This is a genomic window from Pseudomonas capeferrum (genome assembly GCF_013523055.1).
GTDB classification, from domain to species: domain Bacteria; phylum Pseudomonadota; class Gammaproteobacteria; order Pseudomonadales; family Pseudomonadaceae; genus Aquipseudomonas; species Aquipseudomonas capeferrum_A.
The window spans coordinates 35,463-56,125 of record NZ_JAAMQM010000030.1; the positions used below are offsets into that span (position 1 = coordinate 35,463).

The 20,663-nt window shown below is 61.7% G+C and carries 19 protein-coding genes, 5 tRNA genes and 1 pseudogene; 15 read left to right on the forward strand and 10 right to left on the reverse strand.

The annotated features are described in order from the left end of the window. Positions 1–39 precede the first annotated feature (39 nt). Positions 40–1,173, forward strand: a complete 1,134-nt coding sequence (gene earP / locus G7009_RS25240) for an elongation factor P maturation arginine rhamnosyltransferase EarP (protein WP_181132895.1) — start codon at positions 40–42, stop codon at positions 1,171–1,173. A 48-nt stretch (positions 1,174–1,221) separates the two neighbouring features. Continuing rightward, positions 1,222–1,791, forward strand: coding sequence for an elongation factor P (efp, locus tag G7009_RS25245; protein ID WP_181132897.1), 570 nt, complete (start codon positions 1,222–1,224; stop codon positions 1,789–1,791). Positions 1,792–1,924: 133 nt separating this feature from the next. Here the strand turns inward: efp and G7009_RS25250 are convergent, their stop codons facing one another. Beyond that, on the reverse strand, positions 1,925–2,380 hold the full coding sequence (locus G7009_RS25250; RefSeq protein ID WP_181132900.1) for a MarR family winged helix-turn-helix transcriptional regulator: 456 nt from the start codon (positions 2,378–2,380) through the stop codon (positions 1,925–1,927). Between the two features lie 58 nt (positions 2,381–2,438). Continuing rightward, on the reverse strand, positions 2,439–3,392 hold the full coding sequence (locus G7009_RS25255; RefSeq protein WP_181132929.1) for a LysR family transcriptional regulator: 954 nt from the start codon (positions 3,390–3,392) through the stop codon (positions 2,439–2,441). 109 nt (positions 3,393–3,501) lie between these two features. Here G7009_RS25255 and G7009_RS25260 point away from each other — a divergent pair, with 109 nt between their 5' ends. Next, positions 3,502–4,251 carry a sulfite exporter TauE/SafE family protein gene (locus G7009_RS25260; RefSeq protein ID WP_181132903.1) on the forward strand — a complete coding sequence of 250 codons (750 nt, stop codon included), beginning with the start codon at positions 3,502–3,504 and terminating at the stop codon, positions 4,249–4,251. A gap of 11 nt (positions 4,252–4,262) precedes the next feature. On the opposite strand, the gene G7009_RS25265 is transcribed toward G7009_RS25260, so the two are convergent. Beyond that, positions 4,263–5,609 (reverse strand): class II 3-deoxy-7-phosphoheptulonate synthase, encoded by a 1,347-nt coding sequence (locus tag G7009_RS25265; RefSeq protein WP_181132905.1) that lies wholly within the window; start codon positions 5,607–5,609, stop codon positions 4,263–4,265. A 125-nt stretch (positions 5,610–5,734) separates the two neighbouring features. On the opposite strand from G7009_RS25265, the gene G7009_RS25270 reads away from it, so the two are divergent. After that, on the forward strand, positions 5,735–6,490 hold the full coding sequence (locus G7009_RS25270; protein WP_181132907.1) for a spermidine synthase: 756 nt from the start codon (positions 5,735–5,737) through the stop codon (positions 6,488–6,490). A gap of 282 nt (positions 6,491–6,772) precedes the next feature. Beyond that, positions 6,773–8,477: pseudogene (locus G7009_RS25275) on the forward strand (DEAD/DEAH box helicase). A 78-nt stretch (positions 8,478–8,555) separates the two neighbouring features. Here the strand turns inward: G7009_RS25275 and G7009_RS25280 are convergent. Continuing rightward, positions 8,556–9,323, reverse strand: a complete 768-nt coding sequence (locus tag G7009_RS25280) for a DODA-type extradiol aromatic ring-opening family dioxygenase (RefSeq protein ID WP_181132911.1) — start codon at positions 9,321–9,323, stop codon at positions 8,556–8,558. A gap of 101 nt (positions 9,324–9,424) precedes the next feature. Here G7009_RS25280 and G7009_RS25285 point away from each other — a divergent pair, with 101 nt between their 5' ends. After that, positions 9,425–10,075, forward strand: coding sequence for a thiopurine S-methyltransferase (locus G7009_RS25285; RefSeq protein ID WP_181132912.1), 651 nt, complete (start codon positions 9,425–9,427; stop codon positions 10,073–10,075). A gap of 77 nt (positions 10,076–10,152) precedes the next feature. On the opposite strand, the gene htpX is transcribed toward G7009_RS25285, so the two are convergent. Both htpX and G7009_RS25295 read right to left on the reverse strand, forming a co-directional pair. Beyond that, entirely contained in the window at positions 10,153–11,040 is an 888-nt protein-coding gene (gene htpX / locus G7009_RS25290) for a protease HtpX (RefSeq protein WP_181132913.1), read from the reverse strand. Positions 11,041–11,259: 219 nt separating this feature from the next. Continuing rightward, a complete protein-coding gene (locus tag G7009_RS25295) occupies positions 11,260–12,471 on the reverse strand; it encodes a pyridoxal phosphate-dependent aminotransferase (RefSeq protein ID WP_181132914.1) in 1,212 nt (403 codons plus the stop codon). 168 nt (positions 12,472–12,639) lie between these two features. On the opposite strand from G7009_RS25295, the gene msrB reads away from it, so the two are divergent. The 4 genes from msrB to G7009_RS25315 all read left to right on the forward strand — a co-directional run bounded on the left by msrB (position 12,640) and on the right by G7009_RS25315 (position 15,262). Further along, positions 12,640–13,035, forward strand: a complete 396-nt coding sequence (gene msrB / locus G7009_RS25300) for a peptide-methionine (R)-S-oxide reductase MsrB (RefSeq protein WP_181132916.1) — start codon at positions 12,640–12,642, stop codon at positions 13,033–13,035. A gap of 14 nt (positions 13,036–13,049) precedes the next feature. Beyond that, positions 13,050–13,538: a glutathione peroxidase gene (locus G7009_RS25305; RefSeq protein ID WP_181132917.1), complete on the forward strand. Its 489-nt coding sequence runs from the start codon at positions 13,050–13,052 to the stop codon at positions 13,536–13,538. A gap of 354 nt (positions 13,539–13,892) precedes the next feature. Continuing rightward, positions 13,893–14,783: an ATP-binding protein gene (locus G7009_RS25310; protein ID WP_181132919.1), complete on the forward strand. Its 891-nt coding sequence runs from the start codon at positions 13,893–13,895 to the stop codon at positions 14,781–14,783. Continuing rightward, positions 14,780–15,262: a GAF domain-containing protein gene (locus tag G7009_RS25315; protein ID WP_181132921.1), complete on the forward strand. Its 483-nt coding sequence runs from the start codon at positions 14,780–14,782 to the stop codon at positions 15,260–15,262. The genes G7009_RS25310 and G7009_RS25315 overlap by 4 nt, the downstream gene beginning before the upstream one ends. Positions 15,263–15,301: 39 nt before the next feature. On the opposite strand, the gene G7009_RS25320 is transcribed toward G7009_RS25315, so the two are convergent. Next, on the reverse strand, positions 15,302–16,069 hold the full coding sequence (locus tag G7009_RS25320; protein ID WP_181132923.1) for a hypothetical protein: 768 nt from the start codon (positions 16,067–16,069) through the stop codon (positions 15,302–15,304). A 246-nt stretch (positions 16,070–16,315) separates the two neighbouring features. On the opposite strand from G7009_RS25320, the gene G7009_RS25325 reads away from it, so the two are divergent. From G7009_RS25325 to G7009_RS25345, 5 genes are all read left to right on the forward strand, one after another. Next, positions 16,316–16,391: transfer RNA gene (locus G7009_RS25325), tRNA-Glu, on the forward strand. Positions 16,392–16,393: 2 nt separating this feature from the next. Further along, positions 16,394–16,469, forward strand: a tRNA-Gly gene (locus G7009_RS25330). A 92-nt stretch (positions 16,470–16,561) separates the two neighbouring features. Continuing rightward, positions 16,562–16,637: transfer RNA gene (locus G7009_RS25335), tRNA-Glu, on the forward strand. 3 nt (positions 16,638–16,640) lie between these two features. Then, positions 16,641–16,716 (forward strand) — tRNA-Gly (locus G7009_RS25340). Between the two features lie 87 nt (positions 16,717–16,803). Continuing rightward, a tRNA-Gly gene (locus G7009_RS25345) sits at positions 16,804–16,879 on the forward strand. A 37-nt stretch (positions 16,880–16,916) separates the two neighbouring features. Here G7009_RS25345 and G7009_RS27925 read toward each other — a convergent pair. From G7009_RS27925 to G7009_RS25355, 3 genes are all read right to left on the reverse strand, one after another. Further along, the gene (locus tag G7009_RS27925; protein ID WP_258198051.1) at positions 16,917–17,345 is read right to left on the reverse strand and encodes a hypothetical protein; all 429 of its coding nucleotides are present in this window, start codon (positions 17,343–17,345) and stop codon (positions 16,917–16,919) included. Then, positions 17,345–18,388: a hypothetical protein gene (locus G7009_RS25350; RefSeq protein ID WP_258198052.1), complete on the reverse strand. Its 1,044-nt coding sequence runs from the start codon at positions 18,386–18,388 to the stop codon at positions 17,345–17,347. Before G7009_RS25350 ends, G7009_RS27925 begins: the two co-directional genes overlap by 1 nt. 77 nt (positions 18,389–18,465) lie before the next feature. Next, positions 18,466–20,661, reverse strand: a complete 2,196-nt coding sequence (locus G7009_RS25355; RefSeq protein WP_181132924.1) for an autotransporter outer membrane beta-barrel domain-containing protein — start codon at positions 20,659–20,661, stop codon at positions 18,466–18,468. Positions 20,662–20,663 lie beyond the last annotated feature (2 nt).

A 20,663-nucleotide genomic window follows, 5' to 3' on the forward strand; every position in this document is an offset into this window, starting at 1 on the left:
GCAGAATCTGCAGTTTTTCGCCCGGTGAGGGGAACGCGCATGAAAGCCACCTGGGACATCTTTTGCACGGTCGTCGACAATTATGGCGACATCGGCGTGACCTGGCGCCTGGCTCGTCAGCTGGTGGCCGAGCATGGCATTGCCGCGCGCTTGTGGGTGGACGACCTGTCGGCCTTCGTGCGCTTGTGTCCGGCAGCGGATCCCACGGCTGCGCAGCAATGGCAGCAAGGGGTCGAAGTGCGGCAATGGCCGCAGCCTTGGCAGGCGACGGTGCCGGCCGACGTGGTGATCGGGGCGTTCGCTTGCCAGCTGCCGACAGGCTACGTCGACGCCCTTCGGCAACGGGCTCATCCCGCATTATGGTTGAACCTGGACTACCTGAGCGCGGAGGATTGGGTCGAAGGCTGTCATGGTTTGCCTTCGCCGCAGCCCGGCGGGTTGCGCAAGGTGTTCTTCTTTCCAGGGTTCACCGACCGAACTGGCGGGCTCCTGCGCGAAAACGGCCTGCTGGAGCGTCGCGACGCTTTCCAGGCCGACCCGACGGCACGCGCGCGCTTTCTCCAGGCGCTCGGCGTGCAGGCGCAGCCGGGGGCGCGATTGGTCTCGCTGTTCGCCTACGAGAACACCCGCCTGGCATCTTGGCTCGATGCCCTGGCCATGCCAGGCTCGTCCGTTCATCTGCTGGTGCCGGAGGGGCGGATCCTCGGCGATGTCCAGGCTTGGTTGGGCGGGCAGCCGCTCGCTGTGGGAGATGTTCGGCGCAAGAGTGGGGTAACGGTCCAGGTCCTGCCTTTCGTCAGCCAGGATGACTACGACCGGTTGCTCTGGAGCTGTGATTTCAATGCCGTGCGCGGAGAGGATTCGTTCGTGCGTGCCCAGTGGGCGGGTCAGCCAATGCTTTGGCATATCTACGTGCAGGATGAAAACGCGCATTGGGAAAAGCTCGACGCCTTCCTGGCGCTTTATCGACAAGGCCTGTCGGAGCAGGCGGGACAGGCGCTGGTCGGACTTTGGCGGGCGTGGAACAAGGATCAGGACATGGCTCGCGCATGGAACGAGGCGATGCTGCATTGGGAGGAGTTGCGGCAGCACGCCCGTCGCTGGTGCGCCGAGCAGGCCGCTCGACCGGACCTTGCCACGACACTGGTACAGTTTTACCGAAATTGGCTATGATACGCGGCCTCGATTTCTATAAATCCATCCAGATTCGGATACTTTGCAATGAAAACTGGTAAAGAACTCAAACCCGGTACCGTACTGCGGATCGACAATGACCCGTGGCTGGTTCAGAAAGCTGAATTCACCAAGTCGGGCCGTAACAGCGCGATCATGAAGACCAAGCTGAAGAACCTGCTGACCGGCTACAAGACCGAGACCGTCTACGGCGCGGACGACAAGCTGGATGACGTGATCCTCGATCGCAAGGAAGCCACCCTGTCGTTCATCAGCGGTGATTCCTACACCTTCATGGACACTACCGACTACACCATGTACGAGCTGAACGCCGAGGACATCGAAGCCGTTCTGCCTTACATCGAGGAAGGCATGACCGACGTCTGCGAAGCCGTGTTCTTCGAAGATCGCCTGGTATCGGTCGAGCTGCCGACCACCATCAGCCGCAAGGTTACCTACACCGAGAATTCCGCGCGTGGCGATACCTCGGGCAAGGTCATGAAGCCAGCCAAGCTGAGCAACGGTACCGAGATTCAGGTTGCCGACTTCATCGAGATCGATGAAATGATCGACATCGACACCCGTGACGGTTCGTTCAAGGGTCGCTCCAAGAAGTAATCTTCTTGTGAGTCCAAAAACCCGGCTTATGCCGGGTTTTTTGTGCCTTGCGCAAAATCTGGATGCCCAGGCGCCAGCGGCAGGCCAATGCTTGGCGCGATGACAGGTCGCGGACCCTAGGCCAGGGCAGTGCTCACAGGTTTTTTTGCAGGCTCGCCCGCAACACCAGCAGATCCGTCTGTAATTTATGCAGCTGTTGCTCGCTCAGGCCGCTCGCCGCCAGGATGGACTGCGGTACTTGCCTGGCCTCGACGTGCAGGTCGCGGCCCTTGTCGGTCAGCTGGACCAACACCACGCGTTCGTCTTCTCGGCTACGGGTACGCTTGAGCAATCCTTCGCTCTCCAGCCGCTTGAGCAGCGGCGTGAGGGAACCGGGGTCGGTGAGCAGGCGCTGGCTTATCTCCCCGACGGTCAGGCCGTCCTCTTCCCAGAGCACCAGCATCGCCAGGTACTGCGGGTAAGTGAGGCCCAGGGCCTGGAGCAGCGGCTTGTAAACCTTGGTCATCAGCAATGAAGTCGAATGCAAGGCAAAGCAGACCTGATTGTCCAGCAGCAGCTCGTCATGGGGGGCTTGAGTGTCGGCGTTCATGCAGGTCCTTGGAATCTCTCAGAGTGGACATCCAGCGCGCTATCCATTAGCACGTTCTCTACCAACGCAGCTCGCTGCGCAGTGCCAGGTCCCAAGGGGGCACAGGACTGAAGCGGCTCTTGAGAAATTCGAGCAGCAAGCGGCTCCGAGAGTTCGTTTCATGTTCCAAACGTAATGCATAGATTCCGCTGGTTTCAGCTTCGGGCAGGCCGTTCTCACAGAAAAGCGGCAGCAATTCGCCACGCAGCAGGTAGTCGCTGACCAGCCAGCTGGGTAAATGGGCGATGCCAAGGCCGGCTAGCGCCCCGAACAGCAACGTCTCGGCATTGTTGGCGGTCATGCGCATGCGCGACGGGCGATGCAGGCGTGTCTGGCCTTTCACCGTAAAGCGCCAGGCGAAGGGGGGCGCCAGGCCATCCCAGTCCAGGCCATCGTGATCGGGCAGCTCGCTCGGATCGGCAGGCACTCCACGGCGCGCCAGATAAGCAGGGCTGGCGCAGGCGATACGCACCATGTAGGCAAGCGGTATCGCGACCAGGCGCGTATCGGCCAAAGGGCCGGCACGCAGGACCAGATCCACTTCGCCCAGATGGCTGCCGTGAAGATCGACGAAGCTGTCGATCAGGCGCAACTGGACGTCCAGGCCCGGGTAGGCGACCAGGAAGTCGGCAATGGCAGGTGCGAGATGGCGGCGACCGAAGGCTGCGGGGGCGTCGATCCGGATGAGGCCTTCAGGCGCGCTGCTCAAGGAAACGGCTTCTGCGCGCGCCAGACGCAGCTCTTCGACAATGCGCCTTGCGCGTTCCGCGAATGCCTGGCCCGCAGGCGTGGCGCGCACCGCATGAGTGCTGCGCACGAAGAGCCGGCTGCCGATCGCGCGTTCGAGGTTGTCGATGCGCCTGGCAACGGCCGAAGGGGTCAGTGGATGGCGACGAGCTGCGGCGGAGAAGCTGCCCGTCTCCAGGACATCCAGGTAAAGATTCAATTGATCGGTAAGGGCGTCGGGATGCATGGCTACCTGCTTGTGCGAACTACGCACAGCCATTGTGCGTTGCTATGCGTTTCCGTGCCAGCCGCGAATGGTTAGGATGGCGCCCAATGACCAAGCGGATGAGACGCTGATGATCGAGTGGGTGATGTATCTCGGATTGGGCGCGGTGCTGGGTACGGTGGGTGGCGTGTTCGGCATTGGCGGAGGGCTGATCGCCATTCCGGCGCTGGGCGTGCTGTTCGGTCTGGATCAGCAGCTGGCCCAGGGCACGGCACTGGTGATGGTCGTGCCAAACGTGCTGTTGGCCTTGTGGCGTTATCACCAGCGCAACCGTATCGAACTGCGCCATGCGTTGCCGCTGTCATTGTGCAGTTTCGTCTTTGCCTGGTTCGGCTCCATTTGGGCGGTAGGCCTGGATGCGCACAGCATGCGCGTCGGCTTCGTGGTCTTTCTGGTGGCGCTGTCTACCTGGAACCTGGCGCGGATGTTCATGCGTTCGGCGCCGCCGAGCAGCGAGCTGCGCTATTCATGGCCTTGGTTGGGCGTACTGGGTAGCGTCGCCGGTACCATGGGTGGTCTGTTCGGCGTAGGCGGGGCCGTGGTGGCTACGCCCGTGCTGACCAGTCTTTTCGGCACCACCCAGGTGGTCGCGCAGGGTCTGTCCCTGGCCCTCGCCGCGCCGAGCACCCTGGTTACCCTGGTGACCTATGGTCTGCACCGGAGCGTCGACTGGCAGATCGGCTTGCCCCTGGCCGTGGGCGGGCTGCTGAGCATCAGTTGGGGCGTGAAACTGGCTCACGCCCTACCGGAGAAACTGTTGCGTTCGTTGTTCTGCGGTTTCCTCGTGGTCTGTGCGGTGATGCTCGCGCTGGAGCTTTGAGGCCCCTGCGCTCAGGCGCGCGCCTGTTTCAAGGTTTCCGCGATCAGGAAAGCCAGTTCCAATGACTGGTCGGCATTCATGCGCGGGTCGCAATGGGTGTGATAACGGTCCGACAGGCTATCTTCGGTGATTGGGCGAGCGCCGCCGATGCACTCGGTGACGTTCTGACCGGTCATCTCGATATGGATGCCCCCCGCATGAGTGCCCTCGGCCTGGTGCACCTGGAAGAACTGCTTGACCTCGCTGAGGATCTGCGCGAAATCGCGGGTCTTGTAGCCGCTGCTGGCCTTGATGGTATTGCCGTGCATGGGGTCCGAACTCCATAGCACGTGCCGCCCCTCGCGCTCGACACCGCGGATCAGCCCGGGCAGATGGTCGCCGACCTTGCCTGCGCCCATGCGCACGATCAGGTTGAGACGGCCCGGGTCGTTGTGTGGATTGAGTACGTCGATCAGGCGGGTCAGGTCCTCGGGGTTCATGCTAGGCCCCACCTTGACCCCGATGGGATTGTGCACTCCGCGCAGGAACTCGACGTGCGCCCCATCGAGCTGACGGGTGCGATCGCCGATCCAGAGCATGTGCGCCGAGCAGTCATAGTAGTCACCGGTCAGGCTGTCACGGCGCACGAAGGCTTCTTCATAGTTCAGCAGCAAGGCTTCGTGTGCGGTGAAGAAGCTGGTCTCGCGCAGTTGCGGCGCGCTGTCCAGGCCGCAGGCGCGCATGAACGCCAACGTCTCGTCGATACGATCGGCCAGTTGGCTGTACTTTTCGGCCAGGGCGGAGTTGGCGATGAAGTCCAGGTTCCACTGGTGCACCTGATGCAGGTCGGCGAACCCCCCCTGGGCGAAGGCGCGCAACAGGTTGAGACTGGCGGTGGCCTGATGGTACGCCTGCAGCAGGCGCTCCGGGTCCGGCACGCGGCTTTTCTCGTCGAAACCGATGCCGTTGACGATGTCGCCGCGATAGGCGGGCAAGGTCACGCCGTCGAGCGTTTCGTCACCCGACGAGCGCGGCTTGGCGAACTGCCCGGCCATGCGTCCGACCTTGACGACCGGGCAGCCGGCGGCAAAGGTCATGACGATGGCCATCTGCAGCAGCACCTTGAAGGTGTCACGAATCTTGGCCGCCGAAAACTCGGCAAAGCTCTCTGCGCAATCGCCGCCTTGCAGCAGAAAAGCCCGGCCCTGGGTCACCTCGGCAAACTGGCGACGCAGTTCGCGGGCTTCACCGGCAAACACGAGCGGCGGATAGCTTGCCAGGGTCTGCTCCACCTTGAGCAGGTGCGCGGCATCAGGATAGACAGGTTGCTGCTGGATCGGCAAAGCGCGCCAGCTGTCGGGGCTCCAGGGTCGGTTCATCACGGGCTCGATCTTGTCGGTGGTGGGCTCGCATCATGGTATCAGTTGCCGGCTTGCTTGTTGCACACGAGGCATTGACGGACAATGCAGGCTTTTCGCGGGCAGCCAGGATGACGGGAGCAGACATGACAGCGGAGCGGGAGGAGCGGTTGCTGGCGCGGGTCGAAGATGCATTCGGGATCATCAGCGTGTACGAGGTCGAGGATTACCGTTTTCTCGAATTCGGCGAGGCGATCGAGCAGAGTTGCGTGTTCACCGCCGACCCCGGCTGGCTCGAGTACGACTACACCCGGGCCATGCTGGTCGGTGCCTTGTGTCACGCGCAGCCCGAGAGCGCGCTGTTTCTCGGTCTTGGCGCGGGTACCCTGACCCAGGCTTGCCTGAAATTCCTGCCCCTTGAAGACGTCGAAGCCATCGAACTGCGCCCCGACGTTCCGCGCCTGGCCATGGAATACCTGGGGCTGGCGGATGATCCGCGCTTGTACATCCGCATCGGCGATGCCATGGCGCTGTTGCCGACGGCGGAAAAGGCCGACCTGATCTTCGTCGACCTTTATACCGACCACGGGCCAGGCGTCGCGCACCTGGCCTGGCGTTTTCTGGAGGATTGCCAGAAGCAGCTCAATCCCGGCGGCTGGTTGGTGATCAACCAATGGGCGGGCGATGACGGCAAGCCACTTGGCGCGGCCTTGCTGCGCGGGCTGTACCACCGTCACTATTGGGAATTGCCGGTGAAGGAGGGCAACGTGATCCTGATCGTCCCGTCCGACCTCGAACAGTCCCTCGACCTCGAAGGGGTACGCGCGCGCTCGCAGGGCTTGGCTCCCCGGCTCGGCTATAACCTGGAAACACTGATCGGCGAGATCCGCCCGGCCACTTGAACACAGAGAACAAACGATTCAGCCGGCAGAGACGATCGCCCGAGGTCCGCCCCTCCACTGGAAAAAAATCTAACTGCGAAGCGCGGATTCGGGTATAGTACGCGCCGGTCTTTAGCGGGCCCCCGTTGCAGGTGGTTCACAGCCCCCCGATTCAGCCTCGGCTGCGCGTTCGCTAGTCGGACCATCCCAAGACTTTCTTTTTTCAATCGTTTTCGCAAATCCCCGCCGCCAGAGCTGCCTGGGTGACCTCATGGTCTTTCAAGGCATGTGCAGCTTTGGAGCATGGGTCTTTGCGGATGCACCTAGAGGCAGACCCATGACCCAGGAAATCGGCGGATTCGCCGCTCTCGAACTCAATCCGAATATTGTTGCCGCCGTACTGGCGACTGGCTATGAAGAGCCGTCGGCCATTCAGCAGCAATCGATCCCGATCATCCTCGCCGGTCACGACATGATCGGCCAGGCGCAGACTGGTACCGGCAAGACCGCTGCCTTCGCTCTGCCGATCCTGAATCGTATCGATACGAGCAAGCGCGAACCGCAAGCCCTGATCCTGGCGCCAACCCGTGAGTTGGCGTTGCAAGTAGCTACCGCTTTCGAAACCTACGCCAAGCAGACGCCGGGCATTAACGTGGTGGCTGTATACGGTGGTGCCCCGATGGGCCCACAATTGAAGGCCATTCGTAACGGCGCGCAAATCGTCGTGGCGACCCCAGGCCGTCTGTGCGACCACCTGCGTCGCGACGAGAAGGTCCTGTCGACCGTCAAGCACCTGGTGCTCGACGAAGCCGACGAGATGCTCAAGCTGGGCTTCATGGATGACCTGGAAGTCATCTTCGCGGCGCTTCCCGAGACTCGTCAGACCGTACTGTTCTCGGCGACCCTGCCATCTTCGATCCGCAGCATCGCCGAGCGTCACCTGCGCGATCCGAAGCACGTCAAGATCCAGAGCAAGACCCAGACCGTCACCGCGATCGACCAGGCTCACCTGATGGTTCATGCCGATCAGAAGATCGCGGCCGTGCTGCGTCTGCTGGAAGTCGAAGAGTTCGACGCGCTGATTGCCTTCGTGCGCACCAAGCAGGCTACCCTGGACCTGGCGAGTGCGCTGGAAGCCAAGGGTTACAAGGCCGCCGCGCTGAATGGCGACATCGCCCAGAACCAGCGCGAGCGTGTCATCGAGTCGCTCAAGGATGGTCGCCTGGACATCGTCGTCGCCACCGACGTCGCTGCCCGTGGTCTGGACGTACCGCGTATCACCCACGTGTTCAACGTCGACATGCCGTACGATCCGGAGTCCTACGTGCACCGTATCGGCCGTACTGGCCGTGCCGGTCGCGAAGGCCGCGCGCTGCTGCTGGTGACCCCGCGCGAGCGCCGCATGCTGCAACTGATCGAGCGCGTGACCGGCCAGAAAGTGGCCGAGGCGCGCCTGCCTGACGCGCAGGCCGTTCTGGACGCTCGTATCAAGAAGTTGACGTCGAGCCTGGCGCCACTGGTAGCCGAAGCGGAAACCACCCATGGCGAGCTGTTCGACCGCCTGACCACCGACCTGGGTTGCACGCCGCGCGCCTTGGCCTCGGCCCTGCTGCGCAAGGCTACCAACGCCCAGGCGCTGGATCTGGCCGCCGTCGAGCGCGAGCAGCCGCTGGTCCCGACCGGCGCGCCACGCGAGCGTTCCGCGGAGCGCGGCGAGCGTCCTGATCGTGGCGATCGCGAGCGTCGCGCGCCACTGCCGCTGGCAGAAGGTCGCGTACGTTGCCGTACTGCCCTGGGTGCCCGCGACGGCATCGCCGCCAAGAACCTGCTGGGCGCGATCCTCAACGAGGGTGGCCTGGCCCGTGATGCCATCGGCCGCATCCAGGTACGTGACAGCTTCAGCCTGGTAGAGCTGCCGGAAGACGGCCTCGAGCGTTTGCTGACCAAGCTGAAGGACACCCGCGTAGCGGGCAAGCAGCTGAAGCTGCGTCGTTATCGTGAAGATTGATGCTTAAGCGATAACAAGAAATCCCCGACTGGTTCGGGGATTTTTTTTGTCTGTGGATCAGGGGGTATCAAGGCATGTTCAATCGAACCGGTAGATATCCATTCCCAATGCCCCTAGCGTAAAACCTTGGTGCACGATGCTGAACCGTTCTCCCGCGCCCAGGGCGAAGAACAGCGGCAGCAGGTGCTCTTCGCTGGGATGATTGCGCATTGCAAAAGGAGCCTGCTGCCGATAGTCGACCAGGGCTGCCTGATCGTCCTGACCCAGCCGGGACACCACCCAGTCACGAAACGCCAGTGCCCAGGGCTTGGCGACTTCAGAGCCTGCCTGCCTGTCCAGTTCCCCCAGGTTGTGGGTGATGCTGCCTGAGCCGATCAACAGAATGTCTTCACGGCGCAGTTCGCCCAGTGCCTGGCCGACCCGCAGTTGCAAGGTCGGGCCAAGCTGGCTGGGCAGGGACAGCTGCACCACTGGAATGTCGGCGTTCGGATACATCAGTGACAATGGCACCCAGGTACCATGATCGAAGGGCCGTTGAGGGTCAAGGCGGTTTGGTAATCCTGCGGTCTGCAGAGCGTCACTCAGACGCTCGGCCAGTGCGCGGTCACCTGGCGCGGGATACTGCACGGCGTGAAGTGCCGGTGGGAAGCCGTGAAAGTCATGCCAGGTTGCCGGGTTGGGATGTCCGGTAACCAGCAGCTCGCGACTCTCCCAGTGCGCCGACACTACCACGATCGCCTTGGGACGGGGCAGCGAAGCGGTTAATGCGGCCAGCGCCGGGCCACTGGCGCCGGGTTGCAGGGCCAGCATCGGCGAGCCGTGGGAAATGAACAGGCTGGGTAGCATGGTAGTGTCCTGAAAACCGAGAGAGCACCATTTTCAGGCTGTTGCTGCATCGAAATCCAATATAAGTTTTGCGTGTTATCTATCGAATCTACGGAGGTATCATGGAGTCCGCATTCTGGAACAAGCGGTGGGAAGACAACCAGATCGGCTTTCACCAGTCTCAGGTAAATCCTTACCTGCAGACGCATTGGCCCCGGCTTGAACTGACCCCAGCCAGCCGCGTCCTCGTACCACTGTGCGGCAAGAGCCTGGACATGATCTGGCTGGCAGCCCAAGGCTACCGTGTAAGGGGCGTCGAACTCGCCGAGCGAGCGGTACTGGACTTCTTCCACGAGCAAGGCCTGGAAGCGGAAGTATTCCAGCACGGTGCTTTTACCGTATGGCGCAGCGGCGAGATCGAACTCTGGCAGGGTGACATCTTCGACCTCCAGCCCAGTGACGTCGACGATTGCGAGGCATTGTTCGACCGCGCCGCCCTGATCGCACTGCCTCCCGCGATGCGAGAACGTTACCTGCGCCTGCTCTCGACTATCCTGCCGCCTACCTGCAAAGGGTTGCTGGTCACCCTGGACTACGACCAGGCCCGGGTCGACGGCCCTCCGTTCTCCGTGGCGGACGAGGAGGTGCGCCGCGGGTTCGATCCTTGGCATGTCGAGGAAGTGGAGCAGGTACAGATCATCGAGCAAAGCCCCAAGTTCAGCCAGGCGGGCGTACCCTCACTGCTGGAGCGGGTGTACCGGGTATCGCGTTAGACCGGCGCAAAAGAAAGCGGGGCTGGATTCCGGGCGCTTGGAGCGCCCTGGAAACCAGCCCCGCTATCGTTTGAGAATCAGCCGCGACGACGCAGTGCGTCGATTCGATCTTCCAGCGGTGGATGGCTCATCAGCAGACCGGCCAGGCCCTGCTTCAGGCCACCGTTGATCCCGAATGCCTGCAGGGTATCGGGCATGTGCACCGGCATGCCCTGCTCGGCGCGCAAGCGTTGCAGCGCGCCAATCATCGCACTGGTGCCGGCCAGGCGAGCACCCGCTTCATCGGCACGGTATTCGCGGCGGCGCGAGAACCACATGACGATCATGCTGGCCAGGATGCCGAGGATCAGTTCGGCAACGATGGTCGCGACGTAGTAGGCAATGCCTTGGCCTTCCTCGTTCTTGAAGATGACCTTGTCGACGAAATTGCCGATGATTCGGGCAAAGAACATCACGAAGGTGTTCACCACGCCCTGTACCAGCGCCAGGGTGACCATGTCGCCATTGGCCACGTGACCGATCTCGTGGGCCAGCACGGCACGGACTTCATCGGGCGAGAACCGCTCAAGTAGGCCCTGGCTGACGGCCACCAGAGCATCGTTGCGATTCCACCCGGTCGCGAAGGCGTTGGCCTCGTAGGCCGGGAAGATGCCGACTTCGGGCATCTTGATGCCGGCCTCGCGGGACAGCTCCTCGACCGTCTGCAGCAGCCACTGCTCGTGACGGGTGCGCGGCTGGGTGATGATCTGCGTACCGGTGCTCATCTTCGCCATCCACTTGGAGATGAGCAGCGAGATCAGGGAACCGGCGAAGCCGAACACGGCGCAGAAGACCAGCAGCTGGCTGAGGTTCAGGTCGACGCCATTGGCGGCCATGAACCCGTTGAAGCCGAACAGGCTCAGGGTAATGCTTGCAACCAGTACCACCGCAAGGTTGGTGGCCACAAACAACAAGATGCGCATCATGGTTGTTACGTTCTCCTGACGGATGAAAATGTCGCTTACTGCGGCGTATATAAGGGGGCGAGCGCGGGGTTTCAACCTGACGACTATTTCAAACTGTGTAGGCGGGAGTATGACAGAGGATAGGGGGAGGGCCGTGGGACATAGCATTGCAGGATGTAAGAAACATCCTGGCCACGCTTCTTCCGCGATCCGCCTGCGCGGACCGCGGCCTACATGAATCTACTGCTGATAGGTTTTGAGGAAGTTTCCGATACGACCGATTGCCTGTTCCAAGTCATCGACACGCGGCAGGGTCACTACCCTGAAATGGTCCGGCCATGGCCAGTTGAAGGCTGTGCCCTGAACGATCAGCAAGCGTTCGGAAAGCAGCAGGTCCAGGACGAATTTCTCGTCGTTGTGGATCGGGCAGACCTTGGGGTCGATGCGCGGGAAGGCATACAGCGCGCCCATCGGCTTGACGCAGCTCACACCGGGGATGTCATTGAGCAGTTCCCAGGTGCGGTTGCGCTGTTCCAGCAGACGGCCGTTGGGCAGGACCAGGTCATTGATGCTCTGATAGCCGCCCAGGGCGGTCTGGATCGCGTGCTGGGACGGCACGTTGGCGCACAGGCGCATGTTGGCCAGCATGTCGATGCCTTCGATATAGCTCTGGGCATGCTGCTTGGGTCCGGAAATGATCAGCCAGCCCGAGCGGAATCCGGCCACGCGATAGGACTTGGACAGGCCGTTGAAGGTCAGGCAGAGCAGGTCGGGGGCCAGTGAGGCGGTGCTGATATGCACGGCTTCGTCGTAGAGGATCTTGTCGTAGATCTCGTCGGAGAAGACCACCAGGTTGTGCTGCCGAGCCAGCTCCAGCATGCCCAGCAGCAGCTCGCGCGAGTACACCGCGCCGGTCGGGTTGTTGGGGTTGATGATCACCAGGGCCTTGGTGTTCGGGGTGATCTTGGCCTTGATGTCTTCGAGGTCGGGGAACCAGTCGGCCTGCTCGTCGCACAGGTAGTGCACCGGATTTCCGCCCGCAAGGCTGACCGCGGCGGTCCATAGCGGATAGTCCGGCGCCGGAATCAGCACCTCGTCGCCGTTGTTGAGCAAGGCCTGCATCGACATCACGATCAGTTCCGAGACGCCGTTGCCCAGGTAGATATCTTCGATACCCACGCCATCGATCTGTTTCTGCTGGCAGTACTGCATCACCGCCTTGCGCGCGCTGAACAGGCCCTTGGAGTCGCTGTAGCCCTGGGCTGTCGGCAGATTGCGGATCACGTCCTGGAGGATTTCCTCGGGCGCTTCGAAGCCGAACGGCGCCGGGTTGCCGATGTTCAGCTTGAGGATGCGGTGGCCTTCTTCTTCCAGGCGTTTGGCGTGCTTGAGCACCGGGCCGCGGATGTCATAGCAGACATTGGCGAGCTTGTTCGATTTGCTGAACTGCATGATGTGATCCCGATTGGAGAAGTCGCCGCGTTGCGTGGTCAAAGGGTTTGAAATGCGCAGGTCGCGGGTGCCAGACTGATGGCCCGGACAGAGGCGCAATAATATACGTGCCCCCCGCGCCAGGGAAAAGACAGGGCGCGGGTTTTTCCAGCCTGTTGAGGTCAAGTCATGCAGAAGATCGAGAAAACCCTGGACGAGTGGCGCGAGATGCTCGATCCCGCCCAGTATCAGGTGTGCCGCCTCAAGGGCACCGAACGGCCGTTCAGCGGCAAGTACAACGGACACAAGGCGGACGGTGTGTACCACTGCATCTGTTGCGAGGCGCCGCTGTTCGATTCCGACACCAAGTTCGATTCCGGCTGCGGGTGGCCGAGTTTCTATGCGCCGATCGCCGACAACGCCATGATCGAAATACGCGATACGACCCACGGCATGATCCGCACCGAAGTCACCTGCGCCCAGTGCGACGCGCACTTGGGGCATGTGTTTCCGGACGGGCCGCCGCCGACCGGCCTGCGTTACTGCATCAACTCGGTGTGCCTGAATTTTCAGGCGCGTGACTGACCGGAGAACGACCGATGGTCGATGTACTGTTGAACATACCCTGCAGGACCCTGAAGGGCGAACACAAGGTCCTGGGGGACTTTGCCGGCAAGGCGATGCTGATCGTCAATACCGCCAGCCAGTGCGGGTTCACTCCGCAATACAAGGGTTTGGAGCGCCTGTGGCAGGACTACCGCGCGCGCGGGCTGGTGGTGCTAGGCTTTCCCTGCAACCAGTTCGGTCGGCAGGAGCCGGGCGATACCCTCGAGATCACTCAGTTCTGCGAGCGCAGTTTTGGCGTGAGTTTCCCGATGTTCCGCAAGATCGAGGTCAATGGTCCCATGGCCCATCCGGTCTTCGCGGAGCTGAAGCGGCGCGCGCCTGGGCTCTTCGGGACCGAGAAGGTCAAGTGGAACTTCACCAAGTTCCTCGTCGATCCAGTCAGTGGCAAGGTCGAGCGCTTTGCCCCGTCCACCAAGCCAGAAGCCTTGAAAGTGGCGATCGAGACGCTGCTCGACCGCTAGCCTCAGGTTACTGATCGTCCGCACCTGGCAGGGTCGATCGGCGCGAGAGCCTGGTGGATGGTGCTCGGGCCGTGTTGACGATATAGGCAAAGCCTGCATTCGAAGGTTGATGAAGGCGTCCTGGCTGGCATAATCAGTGCCGATCTGATGAAAGCGAGCAGGGCTCACGGCTGAAGCCTAATCGGACCGTCAACCTGGCCTGCTTGCAGACAGGCGTCGGGGTACCCTGAGATCCAAGGTTCCCCACGCCGGACCCTGTGCCGTATACCACGCACGCCTGGCCGATCACCTGTCGGCGCCGCACGACCTGTCATCTATTCAGCCTTGCCCCCTTGTATGCCTTGAGGAGTTGTCGTGGACACTCGTTTGATTGCTTTCCTGGACCGCGCCGAAGCCGTGCTGGCGCGTCTCGAGCCGCTGTTGCCGGTCGCTCGTCCGACCATCGATTGGGGCCGGACCCTGGCCGCGCGCTGGCAGCGTGATGGCCGCAGCGGCTACCTGATGCCGCTGGAAGTCAGCCTGGACATTCGCCTGTCCGACCTGATCGGCGTCGACCGGCAATGTGAGCAACTGGGTCGCAATACCCATCAGTTCATCGCCGGCTTGCCTGCCAACCATGCCTTGCTATGGGGCTCGCGCGGTACCGGGAAGTCATCGCTGGTCCGTGCGCTGCTGGCCGAACACGCCGCTGCCGGGTTGCGTCTGATCGAAATCGAACGCGATCACCTGGCGGATCTTCCGCGCGTGGTCGAGCAGCTGCAAAAGCTCGAGCAGCGTTTCATTCTGTTCTGCGACGATCTGTCGTTCGAGGCGGGGGAGGGGGACTACCGCGTGCTCAAGAGCGTGCTGGATGGCTCGCTGGAGCAGGCGCCCGATAACGTCCTGCTGTACGCGACTTCCAACCGTCGCCACCTGGTGCCGGAAAAGCAGAGCGACAACGAGCACTGGACGCGGGTCGACGGTGAGCTGCACCCCAGCGAAGCCGTCGAGGACAAGATCGCGCTTTCGGACCGCTTCGGTCTGTGGCTGTCCTTCTATCCCTTCACCCAGGAACATTACCTCGACGTGGTCGAACACTGGATCGGGCAGTTGGCCAAGGCCGCCGGGCTTGCCTGGCAGCGTGACGAAGCGCTGGACACGCTGGCCGTGCGCTGGGCGACCGGGCGCGGCAATCGCAATGGCCGTTGTGCCTACCAGTTCGCCCGCTATTGGGTCGGGCTGCAACTGCTGGAACAACGACCATGATCGATCTGAATGCCCGCGGCGCGGGCCTGGACGGTTATGCCTTGTTGGCTGCGCAAGTACAGTCGCTGTTCGCCGACGAAAGCGACTTCATTGCCAATGCCGCGCAGTTTTCGGCGTTTCTGTATCACCAGCTCGAGGACCTCAACTGGGCAGGTTTCTACCTGAACCGTGACGAGACCTTGGTGCTTGGCCCGTTCCAGGGGCAGGTAGCCTGCGTGCGCATTCCCTTCGGCAAGGGCGTCTGTGGCGCCGCCGCCGCCACCCGGCAGACCCAGCGGGTCGAGGATGTGCATGCGTTTCCAGGCCATATCGCCTGCGACAGCGCCTCCAACAGCGAGTTGGTGGTCCCGTTGATCAAGGAAGGTCGGCTGATTGGCGTTCTGGATCTGGACAGCCCGCGGCTGGCGCGATTCAGCGAGGCCGACCAGGCAGGGATCGAGCAACTGGTGGCGGTCTTTCTGGAATTGACCGACTGCTGATCTAAAAGGGGCATGGGCCGTGAGCGGCTCATGCCTCGACTAGTCGTAAAGCGCCTTTTTCTTCCAGTTTTCTTCGGTGTCGGTCTTGAGGCCTTGGGTCAACTCGTTCTCGTCCATCGTGGCCGGCTCCATTTGGTCGAGCACCATGGCGTTGGCGCGGGCCAGGAGCTTTTCCATATAGGTCAGCTGTTCCTGGTAGAGCGCCGGCTCCGGTTGTTTGCGCAGGTACTGCACGCCACGTTCGAACGCCAGGCGTGCCTGGCCAGGTTGTTCCTGCTGCAGCGCCAACTGACCGAGGTTGTTGAAGAACTCGATGTGCAGCAGCACCAGGATCTGGCGGATCACTCGGATCCAGTGCTTGGCTTCGCTGGCTGTCAGGAAGCCTTCCTGGGCGGCACGGGTGATCTGGTTGTGCAGGGCTTCGAGGAGGAAGCGCACATCCTTGGCCTTGGCTTCGGTCTGGATAGGGCTAGGCGGGTTGTTCACCGCGATGTTCTCACCCTGGCCGATCAGCCCCTCGAGCTCGATGATGTGGGCCTTCAGGTCGGCGCTCTGCTTGTCCAGTGCCAGTTGGCGCTGGTTGAGGTTGAGCTCCAGGCGCGTCAGCAGCAGTTTCAAGGCCGGGGTCATCAATTGGCCGGGGAAGGTGTCGTTGATCTCGCCGCAACGGCGCAGGCGCTCGGCCAGTTCGATCTTGAGCCGTGCCCGTTCGAGCTTGCCGTTCTCGACCACGTTGTTGAGGTAGCCGATCACGATCAATAGCGTGATACCCGCAACGATGAGCAGGGTGATCAGGAGTGGAGTCACCGTTTACGCCTCATAAAGAAGTTCTACCCCGTGAGTGTAGTGAGTTCGTCGTGGGTCCGATAGAGCGGGGAACAGAAGCTTTGCCTGTGCATGGACCGGCCATCAGTACCTTTTGAGGCTGGAAGTCATTGATTTGAATATATTTATACAAAGGGGTTGACGAGTTTCCAAGGCATCCATAGAATGCGCGCCACTTGCAGCGTAAAGCACATCGCTTCTCGCGGCAGGTAGTGAATGTTGTAGTGTGTCCCCTTCGTCTAGTGGCCTAGGACACCGCCCTTTCACGGCGGTAACAGGGGTTCGAGTCCCCTAGGGGACGCCATTGCGGGAATAGCTCAGTTGGTAGAGCACGACCTTGCCAAGGTCGGGGTCGCGAGTTCGAGTCTCGTTTCCCGCTCCAGTTTACAAAGGCAACGCTTTCGGCGGGGCCTGTAAAGAAAATCCAGAACTGGTCGCAAGGCCTTGTCTCTGGTGCGCTGAAAAGCGTTGTGTGTCCCCTTCGTCTAGTGGCCTAGGACACCGCCCTTTCACGGCGGTAACAGGGGTTCGAGTCCCCTAGGGGACGCCATTTGCGGGAATAGCTCAGTTGGTAGAGCACGACCTTGCCAAGGTCGGGGTCGCGAGTTCGAGTCTCGTTTCCCGCTCCAGTTTAAATACTGTGGCGTCTATGCGGTGCAGTGGTGGTGAAGGTCGTCAAGGCGCTTCACGCTGATTAGCGGTAAAAGCTTCACATTGCGGGAATAGCTCAGTTGGTAGAGCACGACCTTGCCAAGGTCGGGGTCGCGAGTTCGAGTCTCGTTTCCCGCTCCAAATTAAAAAACCACTCTGTAAAGAGTGGTTTTTTTTGTCAGTTCACCAGGGTGGCGGTCGAATGCGGGAATTCGATCCAGCTGTTCTGGTTGTCCACACTTAGAAATGCAAGGATCTCCAGCGTTGTTGGTACGACAAACACTTCCAGATCCTGACGGGTGACGGTGCCCACTGTCATCGTCCCGGTGGCTGAGGGTACCGGGACCGCCCCCCCGACCATGACCGGATCTTTGTTGTCGTCCTTGCGCTTGCCGGTAATGTACAGCTTGATGAACTGGCTGGTGTTCCTGTGTTGCCAGGCTGTCAAGGTAAATGCTGCGGTGCCCGTACCGATGTTGCCAAGGCTCAACTGGGTGCCCGTGATCTTGTCGCACTGGGGATTTGGCAGGTTCTTGGGAGCCTCTACCTTCAGGTCGTGACGGGTTGATTCGTAGGTTTTGCCGCGACGTGTCACTTGGTAGTACATCACCAGCTGGCTGGCGAGTCTTGCCGAGATATTCGCTTGGGGATGGCATACTCGCGGGAGCCGGACGATACCGGCAGGGTCGTGCTGTAGGCGCCGTGTTCACCCGGCTCAGCCCAGAAAATTTCGACAGTGTCGCCAGGTTCGAAAGTCGCTTCGGCCTTGATGACCAGCGTTGCGCCGTTCAGCGCTCCGCTGGGGTCGAGTGTGCTACTGCTGCCGGTGCTGCCCGTTTCCTTGAGGTAGGGGGCGGGGAAGTTCGGTGGTATGGGTGTCGCGTTGCTTTGCAAGGGCATGGGTAGCGACCGTTGCGCCGCGGTACCTGCACGGTCCTGTACCGTGTAGCGGGCATAGCGAATGCCGTCTCCCGAGGCGCGAATGAACTCACCGGGAAAGCTGATCTTCAGGCTCTCGACGGTATCAGCCAGCGTCAGGGTCCAGCTGTCCACCTGGTCCATACCGCCAGGTGTGGTGGTCCAGTACCAGGTCAACACATCGCCTGCTCTGATGCCCTGGTAGGCCGGCACGGTAGCCGGCAGCTTGTCGTCTTGGGCCTGCAGATAAGCATCGGTCACCCCGCCGGTAATAACCTCGTTCTCGAAAATCAGCGAGCTGTCATCCGGTAGTGCCGGTGGTGTTCTGTCGACTGTGATGGTCAGCGGCATGGACTCAGCTGTGTTGCCATTGTGAAGCAATACCCTGTATCGCAAGGTATGCGTCCCTTCGACGAGCAAATGGGTTTCCGGCAGCAGGATGAACAGCTCGTTTTCAGAAATGGGCGCGGTCCATGTTTTGCTGTCGATTTCGAGGTCGTCCCAGTACAGCGTCAGTCTTTCGGGTTCTTCCGGAGACGGAAAGGACGAATCCCACAGCTCGAATTCGACGCGCAGTGGCTGTTGTGTGGCGCTGAAGGGCAACAGGTTGGTTTCGCCGCCTTCGATGTCGGCAAGTAGCGCCTTGACGTGCGCAGAGGCAAGTCTGCCGGTAGGGACTTCTCGCTCGAAAAGGCGGGGCATGAAAGAACGGAGAAGTGCGATCAGCGACATGACTTCATCTCCTTGCAGGAGCACGCATTCATTGGCAGCCCTGCAAGCACCATGGGGTGCCGCAGGGGATTGATTCATTACCAGTTGTACCGCACGCCTACGCTGGCACCCCATGGCTGTTCCAGCTGCTCGCCGTTGGCGTAGTCGAACTCCGCATGCGCCTGCCACTGCTGTGCCCAGGCCACCACGACACCTGCGCCCAGCTCGCCGCGCGAGCCCGCCAGGTTGTTGTCGAAGCCGTTGCCGTTGATCCGCACGCGGTTGTTGTTGGCAAACTCGTGAGCGGCTGCGACGCGCACATAGGGCTGGATCATGCGGCCGTCACCGTGATCGAACGTACGTCCAACTGTTGTGCCCAGTTTGCCTTGCAGTGAGCGAGTGTGATCGCCGCTGGCCTGTAGCCCATTGTCCAGGTGATAGGACTGGCCCTCGATGGTCATGGCCGCCAGTTGGGCATAGGGCTCGATGAAGTAGCCATCGTTGAGTTTCAAGTGACGGCCGACTTCCAGCGAAAGCCCCACCCCGTTGTTGCTGTAGTCGCCCTTGGTCCTGGTGCCATCGCTCAGCTGCACGTCGGCACTGTTCTGGTAGCGGTTGAGCTTGGCGACGCCATCGAAGTAGTAGCCGCTTTGGGGGTCGAGCCAGGTGGTGTATGCGCCGATGTGATAGCTGTCGACCCGGCCTGAGCTCCCCCCCTGCAAGTTCAGGTCGGAATTGCTGTAGCCCGCCGTCACGCCAACCAGCCAGTTGCCGTCACCGACAGGCAGACGGCCATCGGCGCCGAACGACAGCCCCTGCTGCTGCTGCTTGTAGCCGAAGCCTGAGGTAGAGGCGTTGAACTGGTTGCCATAGCTGCGCATCCAGCCTCCGGCCGCGCCGCCGTTGCGGCGCACTTCGCCCATGCGGCTGCGCAAGGTGGTGAGTTCGCCATACCAGACGGTCGGAGCCGTGTTGAACAGGGCCAGGGCAGTCTGGGTGCTGGGGGTGAGGGTGCGCAACGCGGCGTCCAGGTACCAGTCGTTGCCACGCTGTACCAGGCCATAGGCGTACGTACCCAGGTCGACCGGCCCGCCCTGCAGCGAGAAGCTCGCGTCGCCCGCAGCGGTATGCACCAGGTGCAGTTCGGTATCGTTCAGCGGGTCTTTGCCGGTACTGGTCACCAGAATCTGGTGGTTGCCGGTGGCAGTGCCGGTCACCTCGAGGAAGTCGCTCTGGCCGTCGGCAAGATCGGTGTTCATCACGAATATGCCATTGCCGGCCAGGTTGTTCACCTGCAGCGTGTAGAACTCGCCCTGGTCGCCAAACGCCACCGAACCGCCATCCATCGCCAGCTCGTTGAGTTGGGCGTCGCCAACCAGGGTCCACTGGCCGCCGCTGTTCAAAGCAAGGCGGTCGAGATTTTCCAGGCGACCTTTGAAGGTGGCCTGGTTTTCCAGGGTCAGTTTTGCCGTGCCGCCTTCGGCGACGATGATATCGCCTAGCAGATCGCTGGCGTTGACCTTGATGTCGCTCGTGCCGGCGGCGCCGATCTCCACCAGCGTACCGTCACTCGCCTTGAGGGTGGAGCCATTGCGGATGTCGATGTTTGCGCTGACCGGAGCGGTGCCTACGGTACCCACGGCGATGGCGGAGCCGGCCAGCCCCTCGACATGGCTGGCGTCGAGCAGCAGTGTGCCAACCTTGTCCGGCTGTCCACTGTTGCCACGGAAACGCACGCCATTCTGCCCGCCGACGATACGGCTGCCGGCGCTGGCCTGTAGGTCACCGTCGAACATGTCGGCACCTACGCCGTTGGCATTGCTGCCCAGCAACTGACTGCCCGCGAGCGTGAGCCGGCTGTTGTTGATCTGCGCACCGGCGATGCCGCCGCTGATGACGCTGTTGTTGACGTCGACCATCGAGGCGGCAAGGTTCGGATCATTCTGACTGAAGCCGATGATCAGGCCGCGCTGCTGCGCGGTTACGACGCTGCCATCGATGCTGGCCGTGGCGCTGGTGACGCGCACCCCCGGCGCGGGGCCGATAGCGTTGACTTGGCTGCCAGTGAGCACCAATGCCGTCCCCGCGTTCAGCGTGATATCGCGAGTGATGGCGCCATTCGCGGTGAGGGTGGCCGCGTTGGCCACAAAGTAGTTGTCGAGCGCTGTGTTACCGTCGATCGTCGTGTCTTTGTCGATGGTTTGCGCCAGGGACACCGGGCTGAGCAACAGCATGGGTGCCAAGGATGCGGCGCGCAGGGCGCGGGGCAGAGGTGAGAGGCTGAAGGCCGCCATAT